The organism is Synechococcus sp. CC9311 (genome assembly GCF_000014585.1).
GTDB lineage: Bacteria > Cyanobacteriota > Cyanobacteriia > PCC-6307 > Cyanobiaceae > Synechococcus_C.
Genome location: NC_008319.1, coordinates 2,021,086 through 2,047,347, shown reverse-complemented (window position 1 = coordinate 2,047,347; position 26,262 = coordinate 2,021,086). Strand labels below are relative to the sequence as shown.

Here is a 26,262-nt window from a genome sequence, read left to right as displayed (position 1 = left end):
TTCAAGGATTCGTCATGGCTGCGGGATCAATAATTCGATCGAATTCCGTTGCATTCACGTAGCCCAGTTCTAGGGCTGCATCGCGCAGGCTTGATCCCTGTTCGTGGGCATACTTAGCGATCGCACTGGCCTTGTCGTACCCGATCACAGGTGCAAGCGGAGTAACGAGCATCAGGGATTGCTCCACATCGCGTTGGATCCGACTGAGGTTGGGTTTGATGCCTTCCACCATTGCCACCCTGAAGGAATGGCAGGCATCGGTGAGCAGCGTGATCGTTTGCAGCAGGTTGAAGCCGATCAGTGGTTTGTAGACATTCATCTGCAGGTGGCCGCCAGCCCCGGCCATTGCAACGGCTGCATCAAGGCCGATCACCTGGGTGCAAACCATCGCCATCGCTTCGCACTGGGTGGGGTTCACCTTGCCAGGCATGATCGAACTGCCTGGTTCGTTCTCAGGCAAATGCAATTCCGCTAGGCCGGCGCGTGGGCCGCAGGCGAGGAGACGGAGGTCGTTGGCGATCTTCAGCAAGCTCACCGCGAGGAGTCGCAGCTGGCCCATGGCATTCACTAGGCCGTCATGGCTTGCCATCACAGCAAACTTGTTCGGAGCCGAGATCAAGGGCAAGCCGCTCAAGCGTGCCAGTTCAGTCGCTGCTTGGTAGGCGAAGCCTTCTGGGGCATTGAGGCCCGTTCCAACCGCGGTGCCACCGAGCGGGAGCGGGTATAGCTCCTGCAACGATGTTTCGATTCGGTTCCTGGCACTGCTGAGTTGATCGCGCCAAGCAGAAGCTTCTTGGCCAAGGGTCAGCGGCACCGCATCCTGTAGGTGGGTCCTGCCAATCTTCACGATGTCTTGCCAGGCCTCACTCTTGGTGGCAAACGCCTCGCTGAGTTGTTGGACTTCCGGCAACAGCCGGTATTGAATGCCGGCTGCAGCAGCGATGTGGATCGCTGCTGGGAAGGCGTCGTTGGTTGACTGCGAGCGGTTGACGTGATCGTTGGGGTGTACCGGCTGATGGCTGCCTAATGGTTCTCCCACGCTTCGCGACACCAGGTTGCTGATCACCTCATTGACATTCATGTTTGTTTGGGTGCCGCTACCCGTTTGCCAAACCCTTAGGGGGAACTGATCGTCGTGACGACCCTCGGCAATGTCGGCCGCCACCTTCACGATCAGGTCGCGTCGGTTGTTATCCAACACCCCCAGGCGAGCGTTCACGATCGCTGCCGCCTGTTTGATTTGCGCTAAGGCATGGATTAGATCAACAGGAATGCGGTCATCGCTAATGGCGAAGTTTTGGAGAGAGCGTTGGGTCTGCGCCCCCCAGAGGGCTTTGGCCGGCACCTCTACAGGCCCCATGCTGTCGTATTCAGTCCTTGTTGTTTGGGTCATGACTTTGCGTCAGGGCGAAGGACCACCACGATGATGAGCAGCATCCCGCTCACGCTCACCACCACATAAATCCAGTCGGCATAGGGAGTCCAGAACATTGACTCAGAGGCCGAGTCGGTCCCAGACCACCCCTAGGTTGGCTTGGTGCAGCTGGGTGCTGAAACACTCCGCCAGTTGGTCTGCATTGAGCTTGTTGCTCACCTCGGGATCGCTTTGAAGGTTGGCGCGGAAGTCACCACCATTGGTGTTCCAAGCGCTGTGGGCGTTGCGCTGCACCACTTCGTAAGCATCCTCCCGGCTCATACCCCCATCCACGAGGGCAAGCAGTACCCGTTGGCTGAAGACCACCCCGCCGTAGACATTCATGTTGCGGATCATGTTTTCTGGGTAAACGCCGAGGCCAGAGATGACGGCGGTCATCTCTCGCAGCATGAAGTGCAGGGTGACAGAGCAGTCCGGCAGCATCATCCGTTCTGTTGAGCTGTGGCTGATGTCACGTTCGTGCCAGAGAGCCACGTTTTCCAGAGCCGCCACAACGTAGCTGCGCAGCACGCGCGCTAATCCGCTGATCCGTTCGCTGCGAATCGGGTTGCGTTTATGTGGCATGGCCGAGCTTCCTTTCTGCCCCTTGGCGAAGCTTTCTTCGACCTCCAGAACATCAGTGCGCTGCAGGTTGCGAATCTCGGTTGCGAATCGATCGAGCGAGGCTCCAACCAGGGCGAGGATCTGCACATAGTCGGCATGGCGATCGCGGGAGATCACCTGAGTGCTTGCCGTGTCGGGAGTGAGGCCGAGAATCTCGCAGGTGAGCTTTTCCACCTCCGGATCCGTATTGGCGTAGGTGCCCATTGCCCCGCTCACTTGGCCTACGGCTACATCACGCTCAAGGCGAGCCAGACGCTCACAATTTCGGCGGGTTTCGGCCAACCAACCAGCCAACTTAAAGCCAAAGGTGATCGGTTCTCCATGGATCGCATGAGAACGGCCGATCATCACGGTGGCTTTGTGTTCGGCCGCCAGCTTGGCAATCGCTTCGTCCAAGGCTCTCAACTCCTTGCGCAGAAGAACGACTGAGGCTTTCAACTGCAGCGCCAGGCCTGTATCGAGAACGTCGCTACTGGTCATGCCGACGTGGATGTACCGTCCTGCATCGCCAACGTGCTCATTCACATTGGTCAAGAAAGCGATGACGTCGTGGCGGACCTCGGCCTCGATCTCAAGGATCCTTTCCGGTTCAAATGCCGACTGTTCGCGAATCGTTTGCATCGCATCCTTTGGGACACGACCAAGCCTGCAGTTGGCCTCACAGGCTGCAACCTCAACATCCAGCCAACTTTGGTATTTGGCACGGTCTGTCCAGATCTCGCCCATCTCGGGCAGGGTGTATCTCTCGATCAAGGGCCAGCGCGTGGCGACAACTCAACCAATGTATGGCGCTGAAGGCTTGAACATTGCAATTAGCTCTAAGCCGATGTGAGGCGGCGATGCTCAACTTCCCACTGAACGTTCTGTCCCCAGGCTTGCTGACGCACCCAGCAGAGGCCGCCACGACATTCAATGACTTGAAAGGGTGGGAGGTCTTGGGGGTGATTGTCGAGTGTTACAAAAGATCCAGGGGCCAATAGCTCAAGTACGCGGTTCGACGCCTCGCTGGACTTGCGACAAATTTTGGCCCGAAGGGACTGGCGGCGTCCGCTTTTGATGTTGAAGATGTTGTTGGCTGACACGGACTTGCGTGCGGCTTGCGAAGATCTTCAGGGAAGTCTGCGGAACTCCGGGTGGAACTCCGGTATTTGTTTCGGTTTCACGGTGCTTTTATGTCGAAATGGTTCGTAAACAGCGTTTAGATCTCCACATGCTGACGTTGGGCTTGGCTGCATCCCGTCAGCAGGCGCAACAGCTCATACGCGCCGGCAAGGTCAGAGATCATCGGGGTCAGCTGCTCGACAAGCCAGGTCAAACCGTTTTGATCGATCTGGAATTGATTGTGGAGCAGCCTCCTCGGTTTGTGTCTAGAGGTGGTGAAAAGTTGCTAGCAGCGTTGGAGGCTTTCCCTGTCTCGGTGGAGGGGCGCACCTGTCTTGATGGTGGAATTTCGACGGGTGGCTTCACCGATTGCTTGCTGCAACACGGAGCCCATCGGGTTTATGGCATCGACGTTGGCTATGGCCAGACTGCCTGGAGTTTGCGTATTGATGAACGCGTTGTTCTCAGAGAGCGCACCAATTTGCGTCGACTGACCGCAACTGAGCTCTACGGGCCTGAAGATGAACTCCCCACTCTGGCTGTTGCAGATGTGTCGTTCATATCATTGTCACTTGTTCTTCCAGCTATTCGCGCCTTGCTGAAACCGCAGGGGAGTGAAGCATTGGTGTTGGTGAAGCCTCAGTTTGAGGTGGGCCGCGATCGGGTAGGTAAAGGTGGGGTGGTGCGAGATGGATTGGCTCACAGGGATGCGATTGCCTCAGTAATCGCTTCCGCACATTCCCTGGGCTGGAATGCCCTGGGAGTTGTGGGGTCACCGATTACCGGTCCTGCCGGCAACCACGAATACCTGCTGTGGTTAAGCGAGCTTGAACCACAACAGATCTCAGATGAAAAGGTTCGACAGGTAATTCAGGACACCCTGAAATCAGAGGGCTGAACTGTCACGATCGCCGGTGCGAATCCTTACGACCGTGTCGACAGAAGAAACAAAAATCTTGCCGTCGCCAATTTCTCCGGTTTTCGCTGCTTCCGCAATGGCGTTGATTACTGCCTCGACGCGGTCATCGTCGATCACAACGTCAACTTTCAGCTTCTGCAGAAATTCAACAGTGAATTCAGAACCGCGATATCGCTCTACTTGACCCTTCTGGCGACCGAATCCGCGCACTTCGCTTACGGTCATGCCAACGATGCCGGCATTAACCAAAGCCAATTTGACGTCCTCAAGTTTGAAGGGACGGATGACGGCTTCGACCTTTTTCATGATTTGTTGAGTGATCGTTCGCTTGAGTGTGTCAGGAATTGAGCTGGGATGACAGGGCCGGGAGAGGAGAAAGGTTCAATCCGGCGTTTGAGGCATCTTTAATAAGCTCATTGGCATTGGACCAACTCACCGTGGCAAGGCCCTCAGCGAGTTGGTCCCAATGGGACTTCTCGAAGTGAGTTTGAAGCCACAACATGCCGTGAACGCTCTCAGGCTGTAGACGGAGAGCCTGTCCCTCGGTAATCAGACTGAGATCCATTGAAAGCAAGTCCAACACACCCCTATTAGGCCTGAATTCCGGTCTATGAGTTGTACGTGTTGATACCAAATCAAGCAGCGCTGAGCTCCACTCAACAGTTGTGGAGGGCTGGCTTTAGGGTCAGTCGCTGGAGTTTTCCGTATTCGTTCAATGAGCAATCCCGCCACTGAGCTCACCAAAACTCCTCTGTATGGCGAAAGAGCTATCGCAGATGCGGAGTTGATCTGTTTCGACAACCCAAGGCCCGGGCGCCCCTATGAGGTGTCAATCGAATTGCCGGAATTCACTTGCCTCTGCCCCTTCTCTGGTTATCCGGATTTCGCGGTATTGCACTTGATTTATCAGCCTGGACCTCGAGTGGTCGAGCTGAAAGCGATCAAGTTGTACATCAATCACTTTCGCAACACTTCGATCTCCCATGAAGAGGTGGCGAACAAAATTCTTGATGATTTAGTGGCGGCCTGTGCTCCTGTTTGGATGCAGCTCGAAGCTGATTTCAACCCTCGTGGCAACGTTCATACGGTTGTGAGAGTCAGTCACGGGACTCGTCAACCCTGCTGATCAGTCTTGGCAATTCGGCAGCTAAGCCAGCGAGATTTCGATTGCAAAGTCCGCCAATGTGCAGCTTTCTGTTGGATGGCTGAAATGGTGCTGGGTCGAGCACGGCCCATAGCTGTCGGGTTGCGATCAAGCTGAGGCCTCCGCCAAGCAATGTGATCGCGAAACCTGCATAAACGAGAGGGACACCTGGGTCACGCTTAAGGAGCAGCCCGCTTGCAGGCATGATGTTTGCCACCCTCAGGGGAAGTCCTTTGATTTCAGTGGATGCTCCGCCAGGTCGGAGGTTGCCGAGCAGAGATCCGTCTGCATCGAACACCTGAACAGGGCCTTGTTCACTGCTTGTGCTCATCAGCACAGGTTCGGATCCATCCGGCCGTGTGGGAAGCACCAGACCCCAAATTTGTTCACCGAGTTCGGGAAAACTACGGAGGGGTAATTGCAGTTCAGGACTCTTGCCGATCTGCACGGTGATCGCAGCTAGCGACCAATCCGCTTGATAAACAGTCATCCCTCGATAGCGGAGCGGATGATTCACGCTGATCATGCGCTGCTCTGAAGGCCCTCCTGGTGGATCGAGCCTCAGCGTTGATCGGAATTGTTCGGTGCGTCCCGCTGGATCACGCTCAATCGCGAAGCGCTCGAGGGTGAGCGAAAGCCGGTTGTTGCCAGATGGATCAAGTAGGTCGAGAGCTCGGCCGGGCGCAAGGAAGCGTTCCAAGCGGTTTCCTGAAAGTGCTCCCCATGCAGCCCCGATTAGCAGCAGCACCAAGCCGGTGTGAACCAATAAGGGTCCAACCTTGCCAATCACGCCGCGCCGCGCCGCCAGGCGATCCTCATTCCTCTGGACCTGCCAGCCTTGCTTTTGAAGTTCCTCGCTCAGTGTGTCTAAGGCCGACTCACCGTTGGAACAGAGAATGGATTCGGCCAACGCTAACTTGCTCAGTTGCCTGGGTTGGCGGTAGTCAATCCAGCGCGTAGTGGCGAGCAGTGCTGGCCATTGACGACGCCAGCTGCACAAGATCAAGGCCAATCCCAGCCAAGCTAAAAGGCTTAAAAACCACACGCTCGAATAGATGCTGTCCAACTGCAGTTGCAACATCTGTTCGCCATTGATCATTCCGAGCCATGGGTCTGCATTAAAACGCTCGAGATACAAATCAGGCGCTTCGTTCTGCGGAAGAATGGTCCCAAGGGCGCTTGCTCCCGCAATCAGCAGAAGGAGCAGAATTGCTAATCGAAGATCCGAGAGCAGGGCGAAGAGTCGGCGCAGTGCAGGCATCGGATCAGGTCAATCTTGCTAACAACGTGAGCGTGCCTGTGGCAAGCAGGACCACCCCACTGATTGGAGGAACCCACCGGCCGATGGGCCGTAACGCCAGCAACCGTGGGAGTGAGGCTGCCAAGTTGCCCGCAAGGAGGAGAGGTAGCACTTGACCAATCCCGAAGCTTGTGAGCATCAGCACTCCAAGGAGGGGACGTCCCGTGCTGGCAATCCAGCCAAGTAGCACAGCCAGTACCGGAGTTGTGCAGGGTGAAGCAGCGAGCCCAAACGCCAATCCGGCTGCAACCGGGGCTAGCGGAGCGGGCACCTTGCTGGTCCAACGCATCGGGTCGGGTCCTGCGGGAAGGGGGATTCGAACCACGCCCAGAAGATTGAGCCCCATCACCATTGCTAGGACTGCAACAAGGGTTGGTACCAAACCAGGGATTTGACCGTAGATGCGGCCCAGCAATCCACTCAGGCTGCCCAGCACAACCAGGGCTCCCACGATGCCAGCACAAAACGAAAGACTGCGTTGCCAAGGCTTTTGCTTGCTATCGAAGCCGGCTAGGTACGCGAGCGTGACAGGTAGCAAAGACAGGGAACAGGGGCCCAGGCTGGTTAAAGCTCCTCCGGCAAAGACAAGAGCCACCGTGATTGGACCAGGCTGCTGCAGCGCATGGTTGAGCAGTTGCTCGCTGCTGCGGGCAAGGTCGGACAGTGCCAGCTCGAATGAGGAAATGGTTGTACCGGTGCGACCGGGATCAATTCAAGATCACCTTATCCATGACGCTGTTGCTCGCGAAGGCTGCGACTACCGATTAAGCCAGTGGATTCGAGTGAGCATCGGATTAATAAGCCAATAATCACCATGCTGGAGAGCAATGAATTGCCTCCGTAGCTGACCAGAGGTAGGGGAAGGCCTGTTGTGGGCATGGCTCCGGAGGCCACTGCAATATTCATCAATGACTGCCCCACGAGAAGGGTTGAACAGCCAATGGCTGTAAGTCTTGCCTGGTTGCTTCGGCAGCGCAAAGCAACACGAAGCCCTAAGAAGCCCATCAGCATCAAAAACACAAGCAACATCACAGACCCCACGAAACCAAACTCTTCGGCATAGACAGCGAAGATGAAATCTGTGCTTTGAATGGGCAGATATTGCAGTTTCTGGGTTGATAGGCCGAATCCCTGGCCAAAAATCCCACCTGATCCAATCGCGAGCAGGCTTTGAATGAGTTGATATCCATCACCCTGGGGATCGTTCCAAGGATTCAGAAACGAGATCACTCTGATGCGTTGGTATTCATTAATCAGGATGCTGCTGATTCCGAGCATGCCTCCAGCTAGTGCGGTTCCAAACAGTTGAAGCAAGGGAAGCCCTGCAGAAAATGCCATCAACCAGATCAACAGACCGATCAGAGCCGCGGTACTGAGATTCGGCTGTTTGAGGATCAGTAGAACGAGGATGGCGAAGCTTGCTAGCCAGAGCAGTTTTTGATCGAGTGCGTTCCGTTTCCAATGGGCGAAGAGGTTGGCAGCTTGAAGAACCACAAATGGTTTGACCAACTCTGATGGTTGGATCTGGATGGGACCAATCACGAGCCACCGACTTGCTCCATTCACGGTGGTGCCCATCACCAAGGTGGCAGCCACCATCAGACAGCCGATCCAGAGACCAGGGCCGGCGATTTTGAGCCAACGTTTCAGTGTTGTAGATGCAACGAACGTCATCAGGCTCCAGCTAGCCACCATCCAGACCAATTGGCGTTTGAGGTAGTAAGCCCCTTCTCCCTGTTCGCGAGCGGCAACCCACCAGCTTGCAGATGCCAATACCAATAATCCAGCAACACACCAGATGGCAGTGAGACTGAGCAGGAGCCTCGCTTCTGTTGGCCAAAGAGACCAATTGAGAGGTAACAAACGTTGCCAGAATCCATGCGGAGTGGATGCTGAATCCTTAGGGCTTTTAAGACCCCCCTTCCGCTTGGGTCGGCTCTTTCTGGAGGTCACGCTGGTGTCGCTCAAGAGATCTAGAGATGAAGAGTCCGGCTTCTATTGAGCCGTCCTCTGAACGTTTTGCCAAGCCAAAACAACAAAAAACCCGACCTAGGCCGGGTGGGTGTGATGCATTGAAACGAGTTGGTGATTAATTCCCAACGTTGACCTGAAGGCCACCTGTACAAAGTTCAACTTTGATGATGCGGCCACCTTGCTTCTGGATTCGCTGTTGTTCAGCGAACCAGCTCTCGTAGGGAACCCACTTGGTGAAAAAAGTGTTCTGCAACTCTCGCTGCGAACGGACCTTCTCAGGAGAGGGGATGCAGGCTGTGACCTTGAAGAGACGCATCAGTTGCCCAGACCAGAACAGATGTAGTCGAAGTAGACACCCATCTCTTTGCCGGCATCAGGGCCGACCAGGGAAGCGGTGACTTCTTTCATGGCTTGGATGGCCTGGACGGTTGCGCCGATCGGAACTCCCAAGGAGTTGTAGGTCTCTTTGAGACCGTTCAGAACACGCTCATCAAGGATGGAGGTGTCACCAGCGAGCATCGCGTAGGTGGAATAGCGCAAGTAGTAATCAAGGTCGCGTATGCAAGCTGCATAGCGACGCGTGGTGTACATATTGCCGCCTGGACGTGTGATGTCTGAGTACAGCAGGGATTTGGCTACAGCTTCTTTGATGATTGAAGAAGCATTGGCACTGATCGTTGCTGCAGCTTTAACTCTCAGTTCACCACTGGTGAAATACTGCTCGAGGCTGGTCATGGACGTGGTGTCCAAATACAAGCCTTGAACGTCGGACTTGTTAATAACGTTGGTGATCGCGTCTTGCATGGATCAGATGAAGTGGCGTGGAAGATTGGTGATTCCGATGATTCAGGCGAGAGCGCCGATCACGTAATCGAAATAGAAGCCAGCCTCTTCGGCATCTGAGCCCGTGAGGATACTCATGGCAACTGATTTCATTTCGCGCACGGACTCAGCCATGGCTTCAAGAGGTGTGCCAAGAGAGCGATAAAGCTCACGGGCACCAATCACGCCAATCTCTTCGATCGGTGTGACATCGCCAGCAACGACGCCGTAAGTGACAAGACGGAGGTAGTAATCCATGTCACGCAAGCAGGTTGCGGTCATCTCTTGGCCGTAGGCATTGCCACCAGGGGAAATGACATCGGGACGTTTCTGGAACAGCTGACCACCTGCTGTTTTGACGATGCGCTCACGGCTCTCGCTGAGAACCTGAGCGACACGCAAACGGCGTTGTCCGCCACTGACAAAGGACTTGATCTGGTCCAATTCGCCAGGATTGAGATAGCGGGCTTCGGCGTCCGCGTTGATGATCGAGTTGGAGACGATGCTCATGCAGTTCTACCTCGAAACAAGCGGCCGCCCGAAGGAGGCCGATATGCCGGTGAATGTGGGGTGAATATGGTGATCTCTAAGAGATCAGTAAGCAGCTTAAGGGCTGCTTGGGGGTTGGACGGGTAATCCAGGCCGAAAAGGGTGCAGATGTTGTATCTGTTGACCTTTCTCGAAGAAATTGGAAGTGGCAGCAGCCGTATCCAACTTTCGCCCCTTCATTCTCCTTCAACAGCAAGAATCGCCTCTGAGTCGGTAACAGATCTTCATTGCTGCCGAATTGGTTGCATGCCTCCTTGTATTAAGAAGTTTATGGGCGATACTCCTGAATTCACAAACACGAAATGCAAAAGGTTGCTTCGAGTGTTTCAAGCCCTTTTGTCTTCCGTTTTGGAGAGCTGGGGTGTTGATTTTTGAGTACCTTCTTTCAAGGGTTAAGGTTTATTTGTCTGCTTGTTTTGCGTTTGCAGGCATAATATGCATTTATTTTGCGAGGAGTAAGTATTCCTTGCTTTGGTCTAATTGATCAATGTACCCAATGGTTGTTAATGGGCGGGCTGTTGTATGGCTAGGTCTTGGATCATTGAATGAAGCTTATAGGGGCGAATCCATGGGTGGGTTAAGCCCTGCATTCCCTCTGTAAAGCATTGACGTGCGGATAACGGTGGCTTGGTCCTGTCCTGGTGACGTGTTCATTCCATTGATTTGTGGAACTTCATCTGCATCTTCTTCCTTCCTTTTATTGAGGAAGTAAAGAGTTGCTTGTTGTTGGCCATCGCGAGCACGGGTGATTAAAAACTCTGAGACTTCTGCGGGTGTGCTGGCGCGACCGAGTAATGCAAGGCCTGCTGCCGCAGCTGCGCGGAGAGGAGACATGCTGAATAAGCGGTTTTGAAAAGCATCGCCCATAGCTATAGATTTCACAAATCCCGAGAGGTCAATATCCATGTTGCGTAATTGTGATTCGGCTGTGTCTAAGCGCTCATTGTCAAGGGGTATCCTGTTTAAAAGTTGTCTGTAAGTTTCGCTTACCGCAATTTGTAGTTCTTCCTCGGTGAATGGAGCTTTAAGTTGAATAGATGAGGAGATTCCACCTCTACGTGAGAAGCCACTCGCATCTTTCGTCTGAAGAGCATTCGCTAGGCCAGGCTGTTGTCTTTCCTGTATTGAAACTGCAAATGCTTGTTTGCTGAAGGGTTGACTTGTCGTTGAGTCGAATTTGGAGCGTGAGCTTTCTTTAGAGGGGAAAACTAAAGCTTCAAGTTGGGAGCCAGTGGTGAGCTCGGTGGGAGCAAGTATTTGCTCTCCCCTCATCTTCTTCAAATTGCTGAAGGGTGTTCTTCCTGAGAAAGAACTGAGCTTGATCTGGAGAAGGCGATTGCAATCAGCAGGGTTTCGACGTTTCATCAGGTTGCTAATGGCCTGACGTTGACCTTCTTCTGCTCGTGTCTTCAAAAATTCAGCTACCTCAGATGGGCTAGCCGTTCTTCCAAGGAGGGCCAGACTTGCGGCAGGTGCAACTTTTAGTGGGGCGATTCGAGAGAGCCTTTGTTGGAATGTGTCGCTCATTGCGACGGCTTCTATGAATTCCGCCAAATTAATATCTAAGTTGCGTAGTTTCGACTCAGCACTAGTAAGCCTCTCGCCTTCAAATGGTATGAAATCCAGTAGTTGCCTGTAAGTTTCTTCGACCGCATATTTTAATTCGTCTTCAGTGAATGGAGGCCTGAGCTCAATCCAGGACGAAATACCTATTTTGCTGGCGAAGCCTGCTACATCCTGGCTGTCAAGAGCTCGACTCAGACGTGCACCTGGCACCTCTGGAGATGCCGACCCTTTGAAACTAACTTTCGCAGTCCAAGAGGGTTGCTTTTGATTAGTTGTAGTGCTCTCAGGTTTGGTGAGTGCGATGGACGATTCACGGGAATCAGATTTGGGGAGTGGTGCCGATCGAACCCAATTATCAATCGAGCTGTTTGCTTTGGACTGAAGATTCCTTGGGGTTATGTCACCAGTAGTCTTGAAGCTGCTTCCTGATTTGATTTCAGGGCGTGTTCTTAGGTTGAACTCAATTTGGGCTTCAAGATTGAGTTGCTCTTTCCATGTCGGCGCACGTCGACTGGTGAGGTCCTTTGGAGTGATGAAGCGTTCGTACGGAACGGTGTCATCACCGAAGCATTCTGAAAACTCTGGACTATTGATAAGAGCATCGACCAAGCCATAGAAACCCTGACGCGCAGCGGTGTCGAATAGAGCATCGATTTCCCAGCGGCCAAATGTGGGGCGACCAAGCAGACGCCGGTGCATGACTTCGATGGCCTTGGTGATGTACAGGCCTTCCCAGTAGCGACGACGGAATGGACTCGACCGAGCAACTAGGCGAATGAATTCACGCAGATTGATATCACCGTTTTCAAGTCTGTTTTCTGCGCTTTCAACTCTCTCAGTGGCGTAACCGGTATTTCCAAGAACCTGAACATAAACAGCTTTAATCACTGCTTGCGTACTTGACTCAGTCCCACGGATGCTGGGTTGTCCAGCTCGGCGTGGGATCGAGTTCCCCCCAGTTGCGATCTGTTGAAGACGCACAACCGTGGGCCCAAGTCGGCGAGGTCTGCTACTGCGGAACTGGGGGCTGTCCATTTGACCCGGTTGGGTCAGGCCATTACTCACCAATAGTCGCCTGGTGTCGTATCCGAAGGGGGCTGGGCGTGTGGAAACTGATGCAGTAGCCGACGGGAAAATCGCTCCGTATTGATTGCCGATTGGATCATTCCCACCTCCGTAGACGTGCTGGTCTCCTAAAGGCTGTCGGTAGGCCGCATAAAGGGTGACGTATTGAGGTGCAGACTCAAAAGGAGCGCTAAATCGGAATAGGCGGCGATTTGAACCCCAGCCAGCACTTTCCTGTGCCTCTTCGCCGAGATCACGGAGGTAAGGAACGGTCTCTTCTCCGAAGGTTTGGGCGTACTCCGCACCGTTGATCAAGACATCGACAAGACCATTGAGGCCTTGATTGCTAACGATCGAGAAGGCCTTTCGAAATTCTTCGAGGGAACTGATTCCGCGGCCAAGAAAATGTCTGTAAGCAAGTTCTACGACTCTGCTGTTGACGAAGCGGCCATAAAACTGGGTCCTGTATTCCTTGCTTTTCCCCAGTGCGCGAATGAATTCGCGCATGGATAATTTGCCCTGAACGAGCTGGCTGGCTTCCACTTCACAAGGGGTTTGCGAGTAACCCTTAGCGATGTCCCGTTCGAAAACCTGCCTGTAGGCAGCGCGAATAATCTCCGCTTTTTCAGCGCCGGAAAGTCCTGAACGCATTTCAAAACGCTGAGCTGTTTCGGAAGCCAACGCATAGATCGCAGGGAGTTGAAGACCCTGGCGTACGGAACTGCCTAACTTCTGACGTGTCGAAGGTGTTGGGACTGCAAGCTCTTTGAGCAGGACGTCAAAGCATTCGATGGTGAGACGACGGGCCTCAGGGCGATCCCTTAATAAGGCGGCAGATGCTGCACGCATTTCTTGGAGGGCCACGTTCGTTGCCAGCAGGGAGCAACCCTTTTCAAGTAGGTCCCTTAATCCGCGTGTATTGACAGCAAGAATGCTTGGGTCTCCGGCTACTAAGGCGTAGCCGACATAGCGAAGGAACCAACCAAGATCGCGCACGGATTTGCGCATGTTCCCTGGGCCGTATTTCGCCACACTGATGGCTGTGAAACCAGTTGGCAAAACGATGCGTACATCACCATCGTCGTTGCCCTGGAGCAGTCTGCTCAGGAAGTTGCCCTTGCTAGCGCTGGACTCAGTGCCTGTGAAGGTGCGCACTGAGTCTTGAAAAGCAACCTGATCAGCGGCTAATGGAGTGGCGTCTTTGGATGACACCTCTCCAGAGCTAAGTGGCGCCTCCAAAAACGAGAGGGGAGTGCCGCCTACAAAAATTCGATTGGCGGCACGGGCAACGATTGATTCAGCATTGCTTGCTAAGAGGCGAGCTGCGTCAAGTCGATCATTCCCACTTCGGAAAAACGTGATCAGAGTGTCGAGCTCACCACCGTCTGGAAAGCGGTCCTGCTGCTCAGCCTGACGGACACTGGAGAGCGGCAGGGTGTCGTACAGCTGAGGGGAAACCCTTGGGCTGCCGCTACTGGCGGTCACTGTCATGAACGAGAGCAAGCCGGATTGCGTCAGGTTACGGCCCATCTCTCAGGGTTCTGGGCAGCCATGAACAAATGTTTGCAGCTCTGATGAGGTTTTGGGTGCAAGGGCGAGCTCCCGTGAAATGCTCCCTTGAACGACTCCTTCCAGAATTGGCGGCTTTATGAACACTCCTCCCTCGGATGTAGCGACTCCTGTGGTGAGCGCTTTTTATGACCGCTTTCCCTATCCAGGAGACCCCCTTCAAGACGGCCCTCCCCCTGGATACAACTGGCGCTGGTGCCACGACAGCGTGCTCGCTGTTGTGCGAGGAGGACTTGAATCGCGGGATTCAAACCTTGGTCCGATTCGAATTCTTGATGCGGGGTGTGGCACTGGCGTCAGTACGGACTATCTCTGCCATCTCAATCCAGGGGCGGAGATTTTGGCCGTGGATATCAGTGCGGGAGCACTCGACGTGGCACGAGAGCGCTTGCGTCGTTCAGGCGGCGCTGAACAGGTTCGATCCCTGCGTCAGGAACAACGAAGCCTGTTGGACCTTGACGATGAAGGTTGTTTTGATTACATCAACTCAGTAGGTGTTTTGCATCACCTGCGCGACCCGCTGGCTGGATTGAAAGCGCTTGGACAGCGTCTAGCCCCTCATGGACTTTTGCATCTGTTTTTGTATGCCGATGCTGGCCGTTGGGAAATTCACCGTACGCAGCAAGCCCTGGCGCTTTTGGAAGCGGGGATAGGTGCGGACGGCTTGAGGTTGGGGCGTGAGCTGTTGTCTGAATTGCCTGAGACCAATCGTTTGCGCCGTATCCACGAACAACGTTGGGCGATTGACACCCATGCGGATGCCAACTTTGCCGACATGTATTTGCATCCTCAAGAAACCAGTTATGACCTCGAAAGGTTGATGGCTTTAATTAAGTCATCAGGCCTTTACTTCGCTGGGTTTTCGAACCCTTCTGTCTGGGACCCAGCTCGATTGCTCAAGGGTGACTTGCTATCAAGAGCGCAATCTTTACCGCCATCAGACCAATGGGCACTTGTTGAGCAGCTCGACCCTGATATCAGTCACTTTGAGTTTTTTGTGAGTGCTCAACCTGTTCATCCTTTGTGCTGGGAGAACGATGAAACGCTGCTTCAAGCGTGTGGTCGACGCCAGTCATGTCTGTGGGGGTGGCCTTCCAAAAGCATGCTGGGTCCAGATCTCGAACCCATCTCCCTTTCAGATGAGGAATTGAGCTTGCTCCGTCTAGTGGATGAAAACCCCAACGTTCCACTAGGAATCCTTAGTGGAGACCACACAACTGCCTCTTTAGCCAGAGAGCTCATGAGCAAAAAATTGCTTTTGCTCGAAGCCGATGATGGGTTGTTTAGTGGAATCACGTGATAGATTCCGCCCGCTTTCTCAGGCGCACTTTGCAAGCCTTGCCCTCCTCAGATTCAGCTGCGGTTAATAACCCGGCTGGAAATGGAATGGAGTCTTTCGCTCGGCTTCAAGTGCGTTTGTTGCTGGCCACAGTGATCGTGTCTGTCGTTGCGATTTTGTTCGCTTCGTTTTACTTCGATCTTTTTGTTGCCAGAAGCCTGCTTGTTGGAGCTGTCGCTGGTCTTTTTTACTTGCGTCTACTCGCCCGCAGCGTGGCCCGGCTCGGTGGAGGTTCCCGTCAAGTTGGTCGTTTTCAGCTCGTTGTTCCGATTGTCCTCATCGTTTCGGCAGCTCGATTCCCCCAACTCGACCTCTTACCTGCATTTGTAGGTTTTCTCCTGTACAAGCCCGCCTTGATTCTTCAGACCGTTTTCGACGGCTGATCTCGCGCATCCCTCTTCTGCATTCATGGCTTTGCTGCCTTTCACACTGCCGTTAGCCGAACTGGAGGTTGGTCACCATCTGTATTGGCAGATCGGTAACCTCAATCTGCACGGCCAGATTTTCCTCAGCTCTTGGATTTTGATCGGTGCCCTGCTGGCCTTTGTGCTGGTTGGTACTAAAAATCTTAGTCGCGATCCAAAAGGTGCGCAGAACCTTCTTGAGTTCTTGTGGGATTACATTCGTGATCTCTCTCGTGATCAGATCGGAGAGAAGTACTACCGCGAATGGCTCCCGTTCATCGGCACCCTGTTTCTGTTCATTTTTGTCAGTAACTGGGGTGGCGCACTGATTCCTTGGAAGGTGATCGAACTCCCAGAAGGAGAACTTGGTGCTCCAACTGCAGACATCAACACCACGGTGGCGATGGCTCTGCTTGTGACACTGGCCTATTTCTACGCCGGTTTGAGCAAGAAGGGTTGGAGATTCTTCGAGCTGTATGTGGAGCCGACCCCCATCATGCTCCCGTTCAAGATCATCGAGGAATTTACCAAGCCTCTGTCTCTTTCTTTCCGTCTTTTCGGAAACATCCTTGCTGATGAACTGGCAGTAGGTGTGCTTGTTTATCTGGTGCCCCTGATTGTTCCCCTTCCGGTGATGTTGCTCGGCCTCTTCACCAGCGCTATTCAGGCTCTTATTTTTGCGACTCTTGCGGCCTTCTACATCGGTGAAGGTCTTCACGAAGCGCATTAGTTGATCAACGGCCTTTTCGAAGGCTCGTCTGCTAGAAAATTTTGCGCGCAGGTCCGACCATCAACATTCGGGCCCACTTTCCTCAGTGAAGGTGTCCCTGCGCAGGGTGATCTAACTCCCACTTCATAACTCTCAGCGCCTTCCGGCGCGCCCCCAAACGCACTCAACATGGATTCCATCACTTCTGCAGCCTCCGTCGTTGCTGCTGGTCTGGCTGTAGGCCTGGCTGCCATCGGTCCTGGTATCGGTCAGGGCAGCGCTTCCCAAGGTGCTGTTGAAGGCATTGCTCGTCAGCCTGAAGCCGAGGGCAAGATCCGCGGCACCCTGCTGCTTTCTCTGGCATTCATGGAGTCTCTGACGATCTACGGCCTTGTGGTGGCCCTGGTGCTTCTGTTCGCCAACCCATTCGCATGATGCAGAGTTGGGGGCCGTCCCTTTTTTTAGGGTCGCTCCCCGTATAACTCTCTACGTAATTCCTTGCTCATCTCCAGCTCACCTCTTCCATGACCTGGCTTCTGTTCGCTGAAGCGGCGGTTCCGGAGGGAGGTCTCTTTGACCTCGATGCCACCTTGCCTTTAATGGCTATTCAGGTGGTTCTCCTAACCTTTCTGCTCAATTCTCTGTTCTTCCGGCCAGTTGGCAAGGTCGTGGAAGATCGTGAGGGATATATCAATACGAGTCGTGCTGACGCCAAGCAAAAGCTTGAGCAAGTTCGACGACTCGAGGCCGACCTTCAAGATCAACTACGAGGCGCTAGACAAGCTGCACAATCAGCCATTGTTGATGCAGAAACGGAAGTTGATTCTCTTTACCGCGAGGCATTAGCTGCTGCGGAAACTGAAGCTAATCGCACTCGAGAACAAGCTCGTAAAGAAATTGAGTCTCAACGTGAATCTGCCCAAGCAAAGTTGATGGCTCAGGTTGATCAACTCAGCTCACAGATCATTAAACGACTGCTAGCTGCCTGATGACTCTTTTATTTCCTTTAATTGCTTCTGAGGGTGGATTCGGAATCAACCTCAATCTTTTTGAAACCAATCTGATCAACCTGGTCATCGTGATCGGTGTTTTGTATTGGTTTCTGAAAGGATTTCTGGGGGGGATGCTCGAGCGCAGACGCGAAACCATCCTTAAGGATCTTCAAGATGCTGAAAAGCGTTTGAAGACGGCCACAATTGAACTCTCTAAAGCTCAAGAAGAGCTTTCGGCTGCTCAACAAAAGGCTGAAAAAATCCGCCTTGATGGCCAAGCTCGTGCTGAAGCGATTCGCGCTGACGGTGAAAAGAGAACGATTCAGGCCATGGCTGCACTCAAGCAAGATGCCTTGGCTGATCTCACTGCAGAAGGTGCTCGCCTCACTGAGCAGCTCCGTCGTGAAGCGGCTCTTTCAGCTATCGACAAGGCTTTGGCTGAACTTCCCAACCGCCTTGACAGCAAGGCTCAAGCGAAGCTCATCGACTCCTCTATTTCTAACTTGGAGGACGTCTAAATGCCTCTTCTAAATTCTCTAGCCACCCCTTACGCCGACGCTCTGCTTCAGGTCACTGACGTCCGTCAGGAATCAGAAGAAGTCGCTAATCAGTGCAAGGACCTTCTTTCTGCTTGGGAAAGTTCAGAGCCTCTTCGTGATGCAATGACATCTCCTGTTCTCGAGCCAGAGGCAAAGAAGAAAGCTTTAACCAGTCTTCTTTCAGAGCAAGTCACCCCTTCGTTGATGAACTTGCTCAAGGTTTTGGCTGATCGCCAGCGACTACCGGCCCTTGAAGCGGTGCTTTTGCGCTATCTCGAGCTCTATCGGGAGTCTCGGAATATTGCTCTAGCGCATGTACGCGCCGCTCAACCGCTGACTGAAGAACAGCAGGCCGCATTGACCACCAAAGTCCAGTCAATGGCTGGAACCAATGCTGTTGAAATCGATCTCAAGGTCGATCCATCGTTGATTGGTGGCTTTGTCGTCAACCTCGGTTCTCAGGTGATCGATGCCAGCCTCTCCGGTCAGGTTCGACGCCTTGGTCTTGCACTCGCTAAGGCGAGCTGAGCTAAGCCACCCCTTCATCTCGCCCTTTCACTCACCACCCGCTCCTGGGTTTTCCCGCCATGGTTTCCATCAGACCCGACGAGATCAGCGCCATTCTCAAACAGCAGATCGAGGACTATGACAAGTCCGTATCTGTCACCAACGTCGGCACTGTCCTCCAAGTAGGTGACGGCATCGCCCGCGTCTATGGCCTTCAGCAGGTGATGGCTGGTGAGCTGGTTGAGTTCGAAGACGGCACCGAAGGGATTGCCCTCAACCTCGAAGATGACAACGTTGGCATTGTGCTGATGGGCGAGGGCCTTGGCATTCAGGAGGGAAGCACCGTCCGAGCCACAGGCAAGATTGCTTCCGTTCCCGTTGGTGACGCCATGCTGGGACGCGTGGTTAATCCACTTGGTGTTGCAATCGACGGCAAGGGTGACCTCGCTACGACTGAATCCCGATTGATTGAGTCTCCAGCTCCTGGAATCATTCAGCGTAAGTCTGTTCATGAGCCGATGCAGACAGGCATCACGGCTATCGACGCCATGATTCCAATTGGTCGTGGTCAGCGGGAGCTGATCATTGGTGACCGTCAAACCGGTAAGACAGCCATTTGTATTGACACGATCCTGAATCAGGCTGATCAGGACGTTGTCTGTGTTTACGTTGCCATCGGACAGAAAGCCGCCTCTGTGGCACAGGTCACTGAAGTGCTGCGTGAGCGTGGTGCTCTTGATTACACCGTTGTGGTGGCAGCAAACGCATCAGAACCTGCGGCCCTGCAGTACCTAGCTCCTTACACAGGGGCATCGATTGCTGAGTACTTCATGTACAAAGGCAAGGCAACGTTGGTCATCTATGACGATCTGACCAAGCAAGCTCAGGCCTACCGCCAGATGTCATTGCTTCTGCGTCGTCCGCCGGGTCGTGAGGCTTACCCCGGTGACGTGTTCTATTGCCACAGCCGTTTGCTTGAGCGTGCTGCAAAGCTCTCTGACGCTATGGGCAAAGGTTCGATGACCGCCCTGCCGATCATTGAGACCCAGGCCGGTGACGTTTCTGCTTACATCCCAACCAACGTGATTTCGATTACGGATGGTCAGGTCTTCCTCAGTTCTGACTTGTTTAACTCAGGACTACGGCCTGCGATCAACGTTGGTATCTCTGTGAGTCGTGTTGGCGGTGCAGCCCAGACCAAGGCGATCAAGAAGATTGCCGGCACCCTGAAGCTTGAATTGGCTCAGTTTGATGAACTAGCTGCGTTCTCTCAGTTTGCTTCGGATCTTGATGCCGCTACACAGCAGCAGCTCAGCCGAGGCAAGCGTCTTCGTGAGCTTCTGAAGCAGCCTCAATTCAGTCCATTGATTCTGGCTGAGCAGGTGGCCATTGTTTATGCAGGTGTCAAAGGCCTGATTGATGATGTCCCTGTTGAAGAGGTTGTTCAGTTCTCCCGTGAGTTGCGTGAGTACCTCAAGAGCAACAAGCCTGAGTTCATCAGCAAAATCCAAACAGAGAAGGTCTTGAGCCCTGAAGCCGAGACCACTCTGAAAGAGGCAATTGCGGAAGTTGTGTCCACCATGCTGGCCTCCGCCAACTGAGGGCTTAAGCCATGGCAAATCTCAAAGAGATCCGGGACCGGATTAAATCGGTCAAGAACACCCGCAAGATCACTGAGGCCATGCGCCTCGTGGCTGCGGCCAAAGTTCGTCGTGCCCAAGAACAAGTGCTGCGTAGCCGTCCGTTTGCCGATCGGCTCGCACGTCTTCTCGAAAATCTCCAAGCGCGCATGCGCTTTGAAGATGCTGATGCTCCTCTGTTGGAGCAGCGTGCTGTTCAAACCATTACCTTGATGGCCGTTACTGGTGACCGTGGTCTTTGTGGTGGTTACAACTCCAATATCATCAAGCGCACAGAGAAACGTTTTGCTGAGCTTCAACGCCAGGGTTACAAAGTCGCTCTTGTGTTGATTGGACGCAAAGCAATCAGCTATTTCACCAACCGTAATTATCCAATTCAAGCTACTTTTACGGGCTTGGAGCAGGTACCTACTGCTGATGAAGCTGGTTCCATAGCTAGCGAGATTTTCGCTGAGTTTCTGTCTGAGACTTCTGATCGAGTTGAGATCATCTTCACCAAGTTCATTAATTTGGTGAGCTGCAAGCCTGTGGTTCAAACGCTTCTGCCTCTTGACCCTCAAGGGATTGCTGAGGCAGATGATGAAATCTTCAGGCTTACCACAAAAGAAGGTCGCCTATCTGTGGAAGCAGGAAGTGCACCTGAGAATTCTCAACCTGCTTTGCCTTCAGACATCGTGTTTGAGCAAAGTCCTGATCAATTGTTGAATGCGTTGTTGCCTTTGTATTTGCAAAATCAACTCCTGCGTTCGCTGCAGGAGTCGGCAGCCTCCGAGTTGGCAAGTCGCATGACTGCAATGAACAATGCAAGTGACAATGCCAAGGAGTTGGCCAAGACGCTCACCCTTGACTACAACAAAGCGCGTCAGGCAGCCATTACCCAGGAAATCCTGGAAGTGGTTGGTGGCTCAGCTGCTGCAGGCGCCTAGGTTTCTTTTCACCATTCTTTTGCCGGCCGAAGGGCCGGCTTTTTTAATGGAGAGATGACTTTGACTCTTCACCAGCTTTTCCCAACGGTTGTGGCGACAACCAAGCTGGCAATCGATCCGATTGACCTTGCTGGGCATTTACAGACACTGCTGGCTCTCAGGGGTGAGGCGGTGGGTAACCCCTGTGAGGGATGCGCTTGGACTGGTGATATCAACGGTGTTTGGCAGTTGCATCGCCAACCTGAGTTTGCTCCCTTGGTTCAAAAAGTGGCAGAGCAGGCCATGCGTTATTTGGGGGCGGTTGGGTTTGATTGCAGCCGAGTGGCGTTGCATCTTCAGCGCTGCTGGCCTGTGCTGAGCGACTGGGATCAGCTCGTGGGACGCCATCACCATCCCAATGCCCATCTCAGTGCGGTGTTGTATCTCACTGGGGATGGTTCGGGTGAGGAGGGTGTGCTTCGTGTTCATTCCCCACTGCAAAGCAATGAACTCGTGTCGGGGCTTGCCGCTGGCCATGGGGGGCCGATTGCTAAAGATCACCCTTTTAATGCGGAAACCTGGGACTTGGCTCCAGAGGGTGGACTGCTGGTTTTGTTCCCTTCCCGGCTTGACCACAGCGTGTTGGCGAATGGTGATCCTGAATCGCTCCGCTGCTCGATCAGTTTCGACTTTGTTCTCACCGCCCCTGAGCAGGGAAACCCACCGGAATACCTAGCCCCCCATCCTTCTCAATGGAGTCTTTGCGCAGATCTGAGGTCAGAGGGACTGTTGCCCTGAGAAGATGAATGACCAAGGCTTTTCTTTCAGGATGAGCGATCACGCCAGTGTTGCTGTCACTTACAACGTCAGCATCGAAGTGGATGCTGTTGAACACAGCTTTTCCTGTCGTTCTGATCAAACCGTGTTGGCGGCTGCGGAAGAAGCCGGGGTCATGCTTCCGAGTTCTTGCTGTTCAGGCGTTTGCACGACCTGTGCTGCTCGTCTGAAAAGCGGAGCAGTGGAGCAACCGGATGCGATGGGTGTCAAGGAAGACCTACGCGCTGAAGGGTTCACCTTGCTTTGCGTTGCCTTCCCTTGTTCTGATCTGCGGCTTCTAGCGGGTCAAGAGGATGCACTCTACGAAGCTCAGTTTGGTCAGTACCAGAAATGAGCTTGGCGTCGAAAACGTTGACTTTGCCTTGGCCGAAAGATCTAAAGGCGTCTGATTTGCGCGCTTGGGTGAAAGATCAATTGTGCCTTCATGGTGCCCCCCTGCGCTGGGCTATTACCGCTGTCAATCATTCAGGGCAGGAACGGGGTGCTGTCTTGCAGATTGAAGCGGTGTTGATCGAGTGAGTGAGGGGCTTGCCTTGGGATCTCCCCTGCCCACGTTGATGCTGATCCCAACGGGGATTGGTTGTGCGATCGGCGGGTATGCCGGCGATGCGCTACCGAGTGCCAGGCTTTTGGCTGCCGCCTCCGGGTGTTTGATCACCCATCCCAACGTGATGAATGGGGCTTCTCTGTATTGGAAAGATCCACGCATTCACTATGTGGAGGGCTATGGACTCGACCGCTTTGCTACCGGCGATTGGGCGCTGCGATCTGTGCGCCAGCAGCGGATTGGCTTGCTTCTGGATGCCGGTATCGAACCTGAGTTGCGTCAACGCCACCTGCAGGTAGCCGATGGTTGTAGAGCAACGCTGGGCATTGAAATTGGCCCTGTGGTGACTAGCGATGTGCCCTTAGGTGTGCATTTGGGACTAGGCCAGAGCGGGGCGAGTTGGGGCACCCTTGAGCGCCCCGATTCCCTATTGCGGGCAGGTGAACGCTTAAAAGCCAACGGTGCATCGGCGATTGCGGTGGTTGCTCGCTTCCCCGACGATCAGGGAAGTGAGGCTTTGGATGCCTACCGCCATGGCAGTGGTGTGGATGCCTTGGCGGGCGCCGAAGCAGTGATCAGCCATCTACTGGTGCGCCACCTGCAGATACCCTGCGCCCATGCACCGGCCTTGTCGCCGTTGTCGCTGGATCTGCAGTTGGATCCTCGTGCTGCAGCGGAAGAGTTGGGTTACACCTTTTTGGCGTGCGTGTTGGTGGGTTTAAGTCAGGCACCAGCGTTGATCCAGCGTGCAGCTGCCAACCCAAGTGATCTTGTCGCTGATGATTTGGGAGTGTTGGTTGTCCCAGAGGGTGCTCTCGGTGGAGAAGCGGTGTTGGCTTGTCTTGAGCGCAGGGTTCCTGTGATCAGTGTTGTCAATCCGTCCGTGCTGGAGGTCACGTCAACAGCTCTTGGTGTGGGATCTGAAGTGTTGAAAGCAGGCTCTTATCTGGAGGCGGCTGGATTGGTGCTAGCTCTACGCGAAGGTGTCGCCTTATCCGCATTGATGCGACCCTTGCCTGCCTTGACGGAGCTCAAGCAATGGTAAGAGCTACTGGTTTCGGAGCATTGAAAAGTACAGAGCCATGCCCTTGCTTGAGTGGAATGAGTTACGACAGCTGTTGCGAACCTCTGCATCGTGGGGAGCGATGGGCGATCACTGCTGAACAGTTGATGCGTTCGCGTTATTCGGCTTTTGCGTTCGCTGAAGTTGATTATTTGATAGAAACACATCCCGACACAGCAACGTCTTTGGCGCAACGTCGCAAGGAGTTGCGGAAGAATTGCCACGATGTGCGTTGGTTGGCACTGAAGATCAAATCCGTGGAGGCTGGCGGAGTGGATGATCTTCAAGGCACGGTGACGTTTGAAGCAACATTTGGGTTGGCTGGTCAACGCAATGTGATGACTGAGACGTCACTGTTCCAACGGAGGGATGGGGATAGGAAGGGGGATTGGTTGTACATCAAGCCTCTGTAGAAACAAGGGTCTTGATTGCCCTCTTCTGTGCAATAGAAGGGCTGATCTCAAGTGAGCTGAACTCTTTTAGACGTTGTTGATGTGAACAGGAAACCCCTTCATCTTGAGAGACTATTAGGCCTTTCTCTGACTTGAGTCAATAAAAAATGACCCCCTTGTAAAACCAAGAAGGTCATCCAATTGATATTTAGATGCCGCTGGTTAATTCACCTTCACTGTGTCCATTGAATCCAAGGCTTTCGAGACACTCCTGAAATCAAACCCCATACTCCTCAAAGCATGCCAGAAGTGGCCCTGTAGGAAGAAAAAGGCCAAGTAAAAGTGTGTATTTGCAAGCCAGGCTCTTGCCGTATGTCCATCGTTCAATACAGGCACTGTGTCACTAAAATAGGGTGAGAATGCAAAGTTGAGTTTTAGAGCTTCGCCGTAGAATTCAACTGGGTAAATCGTTGTGTTTTGTGCACACCATATGCTTGTGACAAACCCCATGAGCGCGATTCCTGCAAGTGAATAGGAAAGGATTGCCTCTCCGGAGTAGATCAGGATTTTCTTGAAGGGTCCAAATGGGCTTGTAATAATGTGCCAAACCCCACCAATAGTCAAGATAAAGGCCAATACAGCATGGCCACCCATTACGTCTTCTAAACTGCTAATAGAAAGGAAATTCGTCTGATAGCTCCACACCATTCCCAGGTCAATGTTGGGCTCAACCTTGCGAACTGCGCCAATGGCAGTGTCATAGATTCCGTGGTGCTGAGCCCATTCAACAAAAGCAATTGCACCTAGGCCTAGAAAGATGAGATGGTGGCCAAGAATAAAAGTGAGCTTTTTGGGATCATCCCATTCGAAATGGAATTTCTCTGCACGTCCTTCTGCCTTGGATAAATCCTTGGGAGCTCTGAGGGTGTGCCAAATACCAGCAGCTCCTAATACCGCAGAAGAGACCAAGTGAAATGCGGCTATAGCAATGTAAGGCTCTGTATTAGTGATAGTTGCATCTGCACCAAGGCCTAAGCCCAATGAAGCCAAATGAGGGAGAAGGATTAATCCTTGTTCCCCCATGGGCAGCAAAGCGTCATAGCGAGCCAACTCAAAGAGTGTGAATGCTCCAGCCCAAAACATGATGAGGCCTGCATGTGCTGCATGAGCAGCAATGAAGGAACCAGAGCGACTGGCGACTCCTGAATTGCCTGCCCACCAGTCATAACTGACTGATGGCTTCCCATAAGATTGCATTTGTTGATTTACTTGGGCAGTCTCAGATTAGATAGCCAAGTGACGCAAATATCCCAACCTTTAACATATTTTGATTGAACAAGTTGACCGTAAATATGATATCTAGTCCTGTTCAATTGTTTCTCTTTGCCGTTTGATATTTTTCCTGTGTTCTACTGCATGATGCTGGCTGGCGCCGCAAAATGCACTCTTTCTATCTTCAAAAGCTACTTTTGCAGGTGTCAAATAATGCCAAGGCGAGATTCATGCTCGCGTATTGTTTGGAATTACTGTTTTGAAATGGCCCTGTCAGAATTTGAAGTCATTGTCGGTGGTTTGACCTCCATCCCAGTGCTTGCAGGGATTTTCTTCTTGATTGAAAAAACATATGGTTCAAAGAATTATCTAAGGAAGCCAGTTAAAGCTTCGCCCGCTTCCAAGGCTGCTGCCCCTAAGGCTGCTACTTCTAAGGCTGCTACTTCGAAGCAAAAAGATGGAGCCGCAGTTCAGTCGGCCTCAACTAAGAACATATCAGCGAAGCCGAAGGCATCTGTTGCGGTCAAGAAAAATGCCGCTCCAACGGCTCCATCCAAATCTGCTGAGGTCGAGTCCAGTCAGTCAAAAGTTTCTACTCCAGCCAAAAAAAAATCCGTGAGCTCTAGAGACACTTCCTCTGAAAAGATTGATTCAGACATGCCAAAAAATCCTAATGAGGAGGCAAATAAATGACTTATGACTTTATCTGAATCTACTTTTATAAAGAAGGGTCAAATCTCAGTTGTCATTCATGGACATGTTATTGATGCACTAGCCTTGCGAACAACGACATGTCTATTCATTCTCTAGTGAATTTTTCGCCATAGTCTTTGTTGAGGCTATGATGATATTTTCGCCTTTATATTATTTAATTCTCTTGCCCTCTTAGATGAAAAATGTCCAAAATCTTTTCTTTACGGCAAATCGAAGCCAAAGGCCAATACTAACTAACATTAATGCTAAAAAAGTTAGGCCCATACCCCATAGGGTGGTCTTTTCAACGCCCAGAAAATCAATGCAGTGATAGTAGGCTCCAAATAAAAAAAATACGAAGCCTATCGCTCTAAAG

Annotated in this window: 30 protein-coding genes and 2 pseudogenes; 17 read left to right on the top strand and 15 right to left on the bottom strand. The window is 52.8% G+C overall.

Going from position 1 to position 26,262, the window contains the following annotated elements; genetic code table 11:
- Position 1: 1 nt before the first annotated feature.
- The 4 genes from fumC to SYNC_RS10700 all read right to left on the bottom strand — a co-directional run bounded on the left by fumC (position 2) and on the right by SYNC_RS10700 (position 3,120).
- A complete protein-coding gene (gene fumC, locus SYNC_RS10715) occupies positions 2-1,393 on the bottom strand; it encodes a class II fumarate hydratase (protein ID WP_011620244.1) in 1,392 nt (463 codons plus the stop codon).
- A complete protein-coding gene (locus SYNC_RS10710) occupies positions 1,390-1,491 on the bottom strand; it encodes a hypothetical protein (protein WP_011620243.1) in 102 nt (33 codons plus the stop codon). The genes fumC and SYNC_RS10710 overlap by 4 nt, the downstream gene beginning before the upstream one ends.
- A 4-nt stretch (positions 1,492-1,495) precedes the next feature.
- Positions 1,496-2,791 (bottom strand): adenylosuccinate lyase, encoded by a 1,296-nt coding sequence (purB, locus tag SYNC_RS10705; protein ID WP_011620242.1) that lies wholly within the window; start codon positions 2,789-2,791, stop codon positions 1,496-1,498.
- Between the two features lie 65 nt (positions 2,792-2,856).
- Positions 2,857-3,120: a hypothetical protein gene (locus tag SYNC_RS10700; RefSeq protein WP_011620241.1), complete on the bottom strand. Its 264-nt coding sequence runs from the start codon at positions 3,118-3,120 to the stop codon at positions 2,857-2,859.
- 98 nt (positions 3,121-3,218) lie between these two features.
- On the opposite strand from SYNC_RS10700, the gene SYNC_RS10695 reads away from it, so the two are divergent.
- Positions 3,219-4,037 carry a TlyA family RNA methyltransferase gene (locus SYNC_RS10695; protein ID WP_011620240.1) on the top strand — a complete coding sequence of 273 codons (819 nt, stop codon included), beginning with the start codon at positions 3,219-3,221 and terminating at the stop codon, positions 4,035-4,037.
- On the opposite strand, the gene SYNC_RS10690 is transcribed toward SYNC_RS10695, so the two are convergent.
- Both SYNC_RS10690 and SYNC_RS10685 read right to left on the bottom strand, forming a co-directional pair.
- On the bottom strand, positions 4,026-4,364 hold the full coding sequence (locus tag SYNC_RS10690; protein ID WP_011620239.1) for a P-II family nitrogen regulator: 339 nt from the start codon (positions 4,362-4,364) through the stop codon (positions 4,026-4,028). The two genes, SYNC_RS10695 and SYNC_RS10690, sit on opposite strands and share 12 nt — an antisense overlap.
- A 31-nt stretch (positions 4,365-4,395) precedes the next feature.
- On the bottom strand, positions 4,396-4,623 hold the full coding sequence (locus tag SYNC_RS10685) for a hypothetical protein (RefSeq protein ID WP_011620238.1): 228 nt from the start codon (positions 4,621-4,623) through the stop codon (positions 4,396-4,398).
- 150 nt (positions 4,624-4,773) lie between these two features.
- Here SYNC_RS10685 and queF point away from each other — a divergent pair, with 150 nt between their 5' ends.
- A complete protein-coding gene (queF, locus tag SYNC_RS10680; RefSeq protein ID WP_011620237.1) occupies positions 4,774-5,184 on the top strand; it encodes a preQ(1) synthase in 411 nt (136 codons plus the stop codon).
- Here the strand turns inward: queF and SYNC_RS10675 are convergent.
- From SYNC_RS10675 to SYNC_RS10645, 8 genes and pseudogenes are all read right to left on the bottom strand, one after another.
- On the bottom strand, positions 5,156-6,463 hold the full coding sequence (locus SYNC_RS10675) for a cytochrome c biogenesis protein ResB (RefSeq protein ID WP_011620236.1): 1,308 nt from the start codon (positions 6,461-6,463) through the stop codon (positions 5,156-5,158). The genes queF and SYNC_RS10675 overlap by 29 nt on opposite strands.
- 4 nt (positions 6,464-6,467) lie before the next feature.
- A complete protein-coding gene (locus SYNC_RS10670; protein ID WP_193328855.1) occupies positions 6,468-7,136 on the bottom strand; it encodes a cytochrome c biogenesis CcdA family protein in 669 nt (222 codons plus the stop codon).
- Between the two features lie 89 nt (positions 7,137-7,225).
- A complete protein-coding gene (locus SYNC_RS10665; RefSeq protein WP_011620234.1) occupies positions 7,226-8,470 on the bottom strand; it encodes an FtsW/RodA/SpoVE family cell cycle protein in 1,245 nt (414 codons plus the stop codon).
- Positions 8,471-8,591: 121 nt separating this feature from the next.
- Positions 8,592-8,792, bottom strand: coding sequence for a phycobilisome linker polypeptide (locus SYNC_RS10660; RefSeq protein WP_011620233.1), 201 nt, complete (start codon positions 8,790-8,792; stop codon positions 8,592-8,594).
- Positions 8,792-9,280 carry an allophycocyanin subunit beta gene (gene apcB, locus SYNC_RS10655; protein WP_011620232.1) on the bottom strand — a complete coding sequence of 163 codons (489 nt, stop codon included), beginning with the start codon at positions 9,278-9,280 and terminating at the stop codon, positions 8,792-8,794. The genes SYNC_RS10660 and apcB overlap by 1 nt, the downstream gene beginning before the upstream one ends.
- Before the next feature lie 42 nt (positions 9,281-9,322).
- Positions 9,323-9,808 (bottom strand): allophycocyanin subunit alpha, encoded by a 486-nt coding sequence (locus SYNC_RS10650; RefSeq protein WP_011620231.1) that lies wholly within the window; start codon positions 9,806-9,808, stop codon positions 9,323-9,325.
- Positions 9,809-10,399: 591 nt separating this feature from the next.
- A pseudogene (locus SYNC_RS15280) lies at positions 10,400-10,849 on the bottom strand (phycobilisome rod-core linker polypeptide); the annotation flags it as partial.
- Between the two features lie 351 nt (positions 10,850-11,200).
- Positions 11,201-13,969 (bottom strand): annotated as a pseudogene (locus SYNC_RS10645) (phycobilisome rod-core linker polypeptide); the annotation flags it as partial.
- A gap of 157 nt (positions 13,970-14,126) precedes the next feature.
- On the opposite strand from SYNC_RS10645, the gene SYNC_RS10640 reads away from it, so the two are divergent.
- The 14 genes from SYNC_RS10640 (at position 14,127) to SYNC_RS10575 (ending at position 23,942) form a co-directional block, all read left to right on the top strand.
- Complete coding sequence (locus SYNC_RS10640; protein WP_011620228.1) at positions 14,127-15,347, top strand: bifunctional 2-polyprenyl-6-hydroxyphenol methylase/3-demethylubiquinol 3-O-methyltransferase UbiG; 1,221 nt, start codon at positions 14,127-14,129, stop codon at positions 15,345-15,347.
- Positions 15,348-15,433: 86 nt separating this feature from the next.
- A complete protein-coding gene (locus SYNC_RS10635) occupies positions 15,434-15,769 on the top strand; it encodes an ATP synthase (protein ID WP_041427095.1) in 336 nt (111 codons plus the stop codon).
- A 25-nt stretch (positions 15,770-15,794) separates the two neighbouring features.
- On the top strand, positions 15,795-16,520 hold the full coding sequence (gene atpB, locus SYNC_RS10630) for a F0F1 ATP synthase subunit A (protein ID WP_011620226.1): 726 nt from the start codon (positions 15,795-15,797) through the stop codon (positions 16,518-16,520).
- A gap of 168 nt (positions 16,521-16,688) precedes the next feature.
- Entirely contained in the window at positions 16,689-16,934 is a 246-nt protein-coding gene (gene atpE, locus SYNC_RS10625) for an ATP synthase F0 subunit C (RefSeq protein WP_006854325.1), read from the top strand.
- An 89-nt stretch (positions 16,935-17,023) separates the two neighbouring features.
- Entirely contained in the window at positions 17,024-17,488 is a 465-nt protein-coding gene (locus SYNC_RS10620; protein ID WP_011620225.1) for a F0F1 ATP synthase subunit B', read from the top strand.
- The gene (locus SYNC_RS10615; RefSeq protein ID WP_011620224.1) at positions 17,488-18,009 is read left to right on the top strand and encodes a F0F1 ATP synthase subunit B; all 522 of its coding nucleotides are present in this window, start codon (positions 17,488-17,490) and stop codon (positions 18,007-18,009) included. Before SYNC_RS10620 ends, SYNC_RS10615 begins: the two co-directional genes overlap by 1 nt.
- Complete coding sequence (atpH, locus tag SYNC_RS10610) at positions 18,010-18,558, top strand: ATP synthase F1 subunit delta (protein ID WP_011620223.1); 549 nt, start codon at positions 18,010-18,012, stop codon at positions 18,556-18,558.
- A gap of 59 nt (positions 18,559-18,617) precedes the next feature.
- Positions 18,618-20,138 carry a F0F1 ATP synthase subunit alpha gene (atpA, locus tag SYNC_RS10605; RefSeq protein ID WP_011620222.1) on the top strand — a complete coding sequence of 507 codons (1,521 nt, stop codon included), beginning with the start codon at positions 18,618-18,620 and terminating at the stop codon, positions 20,136-20,138.
- Between the two features lie 11 nt (positions 20,139-20,149).
- Positions 20,150-21,103, top strand: a complete 954-nt coding sequence (locus SYNC_RS10600; RefSeq protein WP_011620221.1) for a F0F1 ATP synthase subunit gamma — start codon at positions 20,150-20,152, stop codon at positions 21,101-21,103.
- 54 nt (positions 21,104-21,157) lie between these two features.
- On the top strand, positions 21,158-21,880 hold the full coding sequence (locus SYNC_RS10595) for a TIGR02466 family protein (protein WP_011620220.1): 723 nt from the start codon (positions 21,158-21,160) through the stop codon (positions 21,878-21,880).
- Between the two features lie 31 nt (positions 21,881-21,911).
- Positions 21,912-22,253 (top strand): 2Fe-2S iron-sulfur cluster-binding protein, encoded by a 342-nt coding sequence (locus tag SYNC_RS10590; RefSeq protein WP_011620219.1) that lies wholly within the window; start codon positions 21,912-21,914, stop codon positions 22,251-22,253.
- Positions 22,250-22,438 (top strand): hypothetical protein, encoded by a 189-nt coding sequence (locus SYNC_RS10585; RefSeq protein ID WP_011620218.1) that lies wholly within the window; start codon positions 22,250-22,252, stop codon positions 22,436-22,438. Before SYNC_RS10590 ends, SYNC_RS10585 begins: the two co-directional genes overlap by 4 nt.
- A gap of 38 nt (positions 22,439-22,476) precedes the next feature.
- The gene (locus SYNC_RS10580; RefSeq protein ID WP_041427093.1) at positions 22,477-23,511 is read left to right on the top strand and encodes a DUF3326 domain-containing protein; all 1,035 of its coding nucleotides are present in this window, start codon (positions 22,477-22,479) and stop codon (positions 23,509-23,511) included.
- The gene (locus SYNC_RS10575) at positions 23,505-23,942 is read left to right on the top strand and encodes a YchJ family protein (RefSeq protein ID WP_011620216.1); all 438 of its coding nucleotides are present in this window, start codon (positions 23,505-23,507) and stop codon (positions 23,940-23,942) included. Before SYNC_RS10580 ends, SYNC_RS10575 begins: the two co-directional genes overlap by 7 nt.
- 201 nt (positions 23,943-24,143) lie before the next feature.
- On the opposite strand, the gene SYNC_RS10570 is transcribed toward SYNC_RS10575, so the two are convergent.
- Positions 24,144-25,178 carry a chlorophyll a/b binding light-harvesting protein gene (locus SYNC_RS10570; RefSeq protein ID WP_011620215.1) on the bottom strand — a complete coding sequence of 345 codons (1,035 nt, stop codon included), beginning with the start codon at positions 25,176-25,178 and terminating at the stop codon, positions 24,144-24,146.
- 279 nt (positions 25,179-25,457) lie between these two features.
- Here SYNC_RS10570 and SYNC_RS10565 point away from each other — a divergent pair, with 279 nt between their 5' ends.
- Entirely contained in the window at positions 25,458-25,886 is a 429-nt protein-coding gene (locus tag SYNC_RS10565; RefSeq protein ID WP_041426692.1) for a hypothetical protein, read from the top strand.
- Positions 25,887-26,262 lie beyond the last annotated feature (376 nt).

Bases quoted from the DNA above. Each gene is read 5' to 3' on its own strand.
- SYNC_RS10600 (WP_011620221.1), top strand. From the start codon at position 20,150: ATGGCAAATCTCAAAGAGATCCGGGACCGGATTAAATCGGTCAAGAAC.
- SYNC_RS10660 (WP_011620233.1), bottom strand. From the start codon at position 8,792: ATGCGTCTCTTCAAGGTCACAGCCTGCATCCCCTCTCCTGAGAAGGTC.
- SYNC_RS10595 (WP_011620220.1), top strand. From the start codon at position 21,158: ATGACTTTGACTCTTCACCAGCTTTTCCCAACGGTTGTGGCGACAACC.
- SYNC_RS10570 (WP_011620215.1), bottom strand. From the start codon at position 25,178: ATGCAATCTTATGGGAAGCCATCAGTCAGTTATGACTGGTGGGCAGGC.
- SYNC_RS10585 (WP_011620218.1), top strand. From the start codon at position 22,250: ATGAGCTTGGCGTCGAAAACGTTGACTTTGCCTTGGCCGAAAGATCTA.
- atpH (WP_011620223.1), top strand. From the start codon at position 18,010: ATGCCTCTTCTAAATTCTCTAGCCACCCCTTACGCCGACGCTCTGCTT.
- SYNC_RS10575 (WP_011620216.1), top strand. From the start codon at position 23,505: ATGGTAAGAGCTACTGGTTTCGGAGCATTGAAAAGTACAGAGCCATGC.
- fumC (WP_011620244.1), bottom strand. From the start codon at position 1,393: ATGACCCAAACAACAAGGACTGAATACGACAGCATGGGGCCTGTAGAG.
- SYNC_RS10635 (WP_041427095.1), top strand. From the start codon at position 15,434: ATGGAGTCTTTCGCTCGGCTTCAAGTGCGTTTGTTGCTGGCCACAGTG.
- SYNC_RS10640 (WP_011620228.1), top strand. From the start codon at position 14,127: ATGAACACTCCTCCCTCGGATGTAGCGACTCCTGTGGTGAGCGCTTTT.
- SYNC_RS10580 (WP_041427093.1), top strand. From the start codon at position 22,477: ATGCTGATCCCAACGGGGATTGGTTGTGCGATCGGCGGGTATGCCGGC.
- SYNC_RS10565 (WP_041426692.1), top strand. From the start codon at position 25,458: ATGGCCCTGTCAGAATTTGAAGTCATTGTCGGTGGTTTGACCTCCATC.
- SYNC_RS10685 (WP_011620238.1), bottom strand. From the start codon at position 4,623: ATGGATCTCAGTCTGATTACCGAGGGACAGGCTCTCCGTCTACAGCCT.
- SYNC_RS10615 (WP_011620224.1), top strand. From the start codon at position 17,488: ATGACTCTTTTATTTCCTTTAATTGCTTCTGAGGGTGGATTCGGAATC.
- queF (WP_011620237.1), top strand. From the start codon at position 4,774: ATGAGCAATCCCGCCACTGAGCTCACCAAAACTCCTCTGTATGGCGAA.
- SYNC_RS10710 (WP_011620243.1), bottom strand. From the start codon at position 1,491: ATGTTCTGGACTCCCTATGCCGACTGGATTTATGTGGTGGTGAGCGTG.
- atpE (WP_006854325.1), top strand. From the start codon at position 16,689: ATGGATTCCATCACTTCTGCAGCCTCCGTCGTTGCTGCTGGTCTGGCT.
- apcB (WP_011620232.1), bottom strand. From the start codon at position 9,280: ATGCAAGACGCGATCACCAACGTTATTAACAAGTCCGACGTTCAAGGC.
- SYNC_RS10690 (WP_011620239.1), bottom strand. From the start codon at position 4,364: ATGAAAAAGGTCGAAGCCGTCATCCGTCCCTTCAAACTTGAGGACGTC.
- atpA (WP_011620222.1), top strand. From the start codon at position 18,618: ATGGTTTCCATCAGACCCGACGAGATCAGCGCCATTCTCAAACAGCAG.
- SYNC_RS10620 (WP_011620225.1), top strand. From the start codon at position 17,024: ATGACCTGGCTTCTGTTCGCTGAAGCGGCGGTTCCGGAGGGAGGTCTC.
- SYNC_RS10695 (WP_011620240.1), top strand. From the start codon at position 3,219: ATGGTTCGTAAACAGCGTTTAGATCTCCACATGCTGACGTTGGGCTTG.
- SYNC_RS10675 (WP_011620236.1), bottom strand. From the start codon at position 6,463: ATGCCTGCACTGCGCCGACTCTTCGCCCTGCTCTCGGATCTTCGATTA.
- atpB (WP_011620226.1), top strand. From the start codon at position 15,795: ATGGCTTTGCTGCCTTTCACACTGCCGTTAGCCGAACTGGAGGTTGGT.
- SYNC_RS10650 (WP_011620231.1), bottom strand. From the start codon at position 9,808: ATGAGCATCGTCTCCAACTCGATCATCAACGCGGACGCCGAAGCCCGC.
- SYNC_RS10590 (WP_011620219.1), top strand. From the start codon at position 21,912: ATGAGCGATCACGCCAGTGTTGCTGTCACTTACAACGTCAGCATCGAA.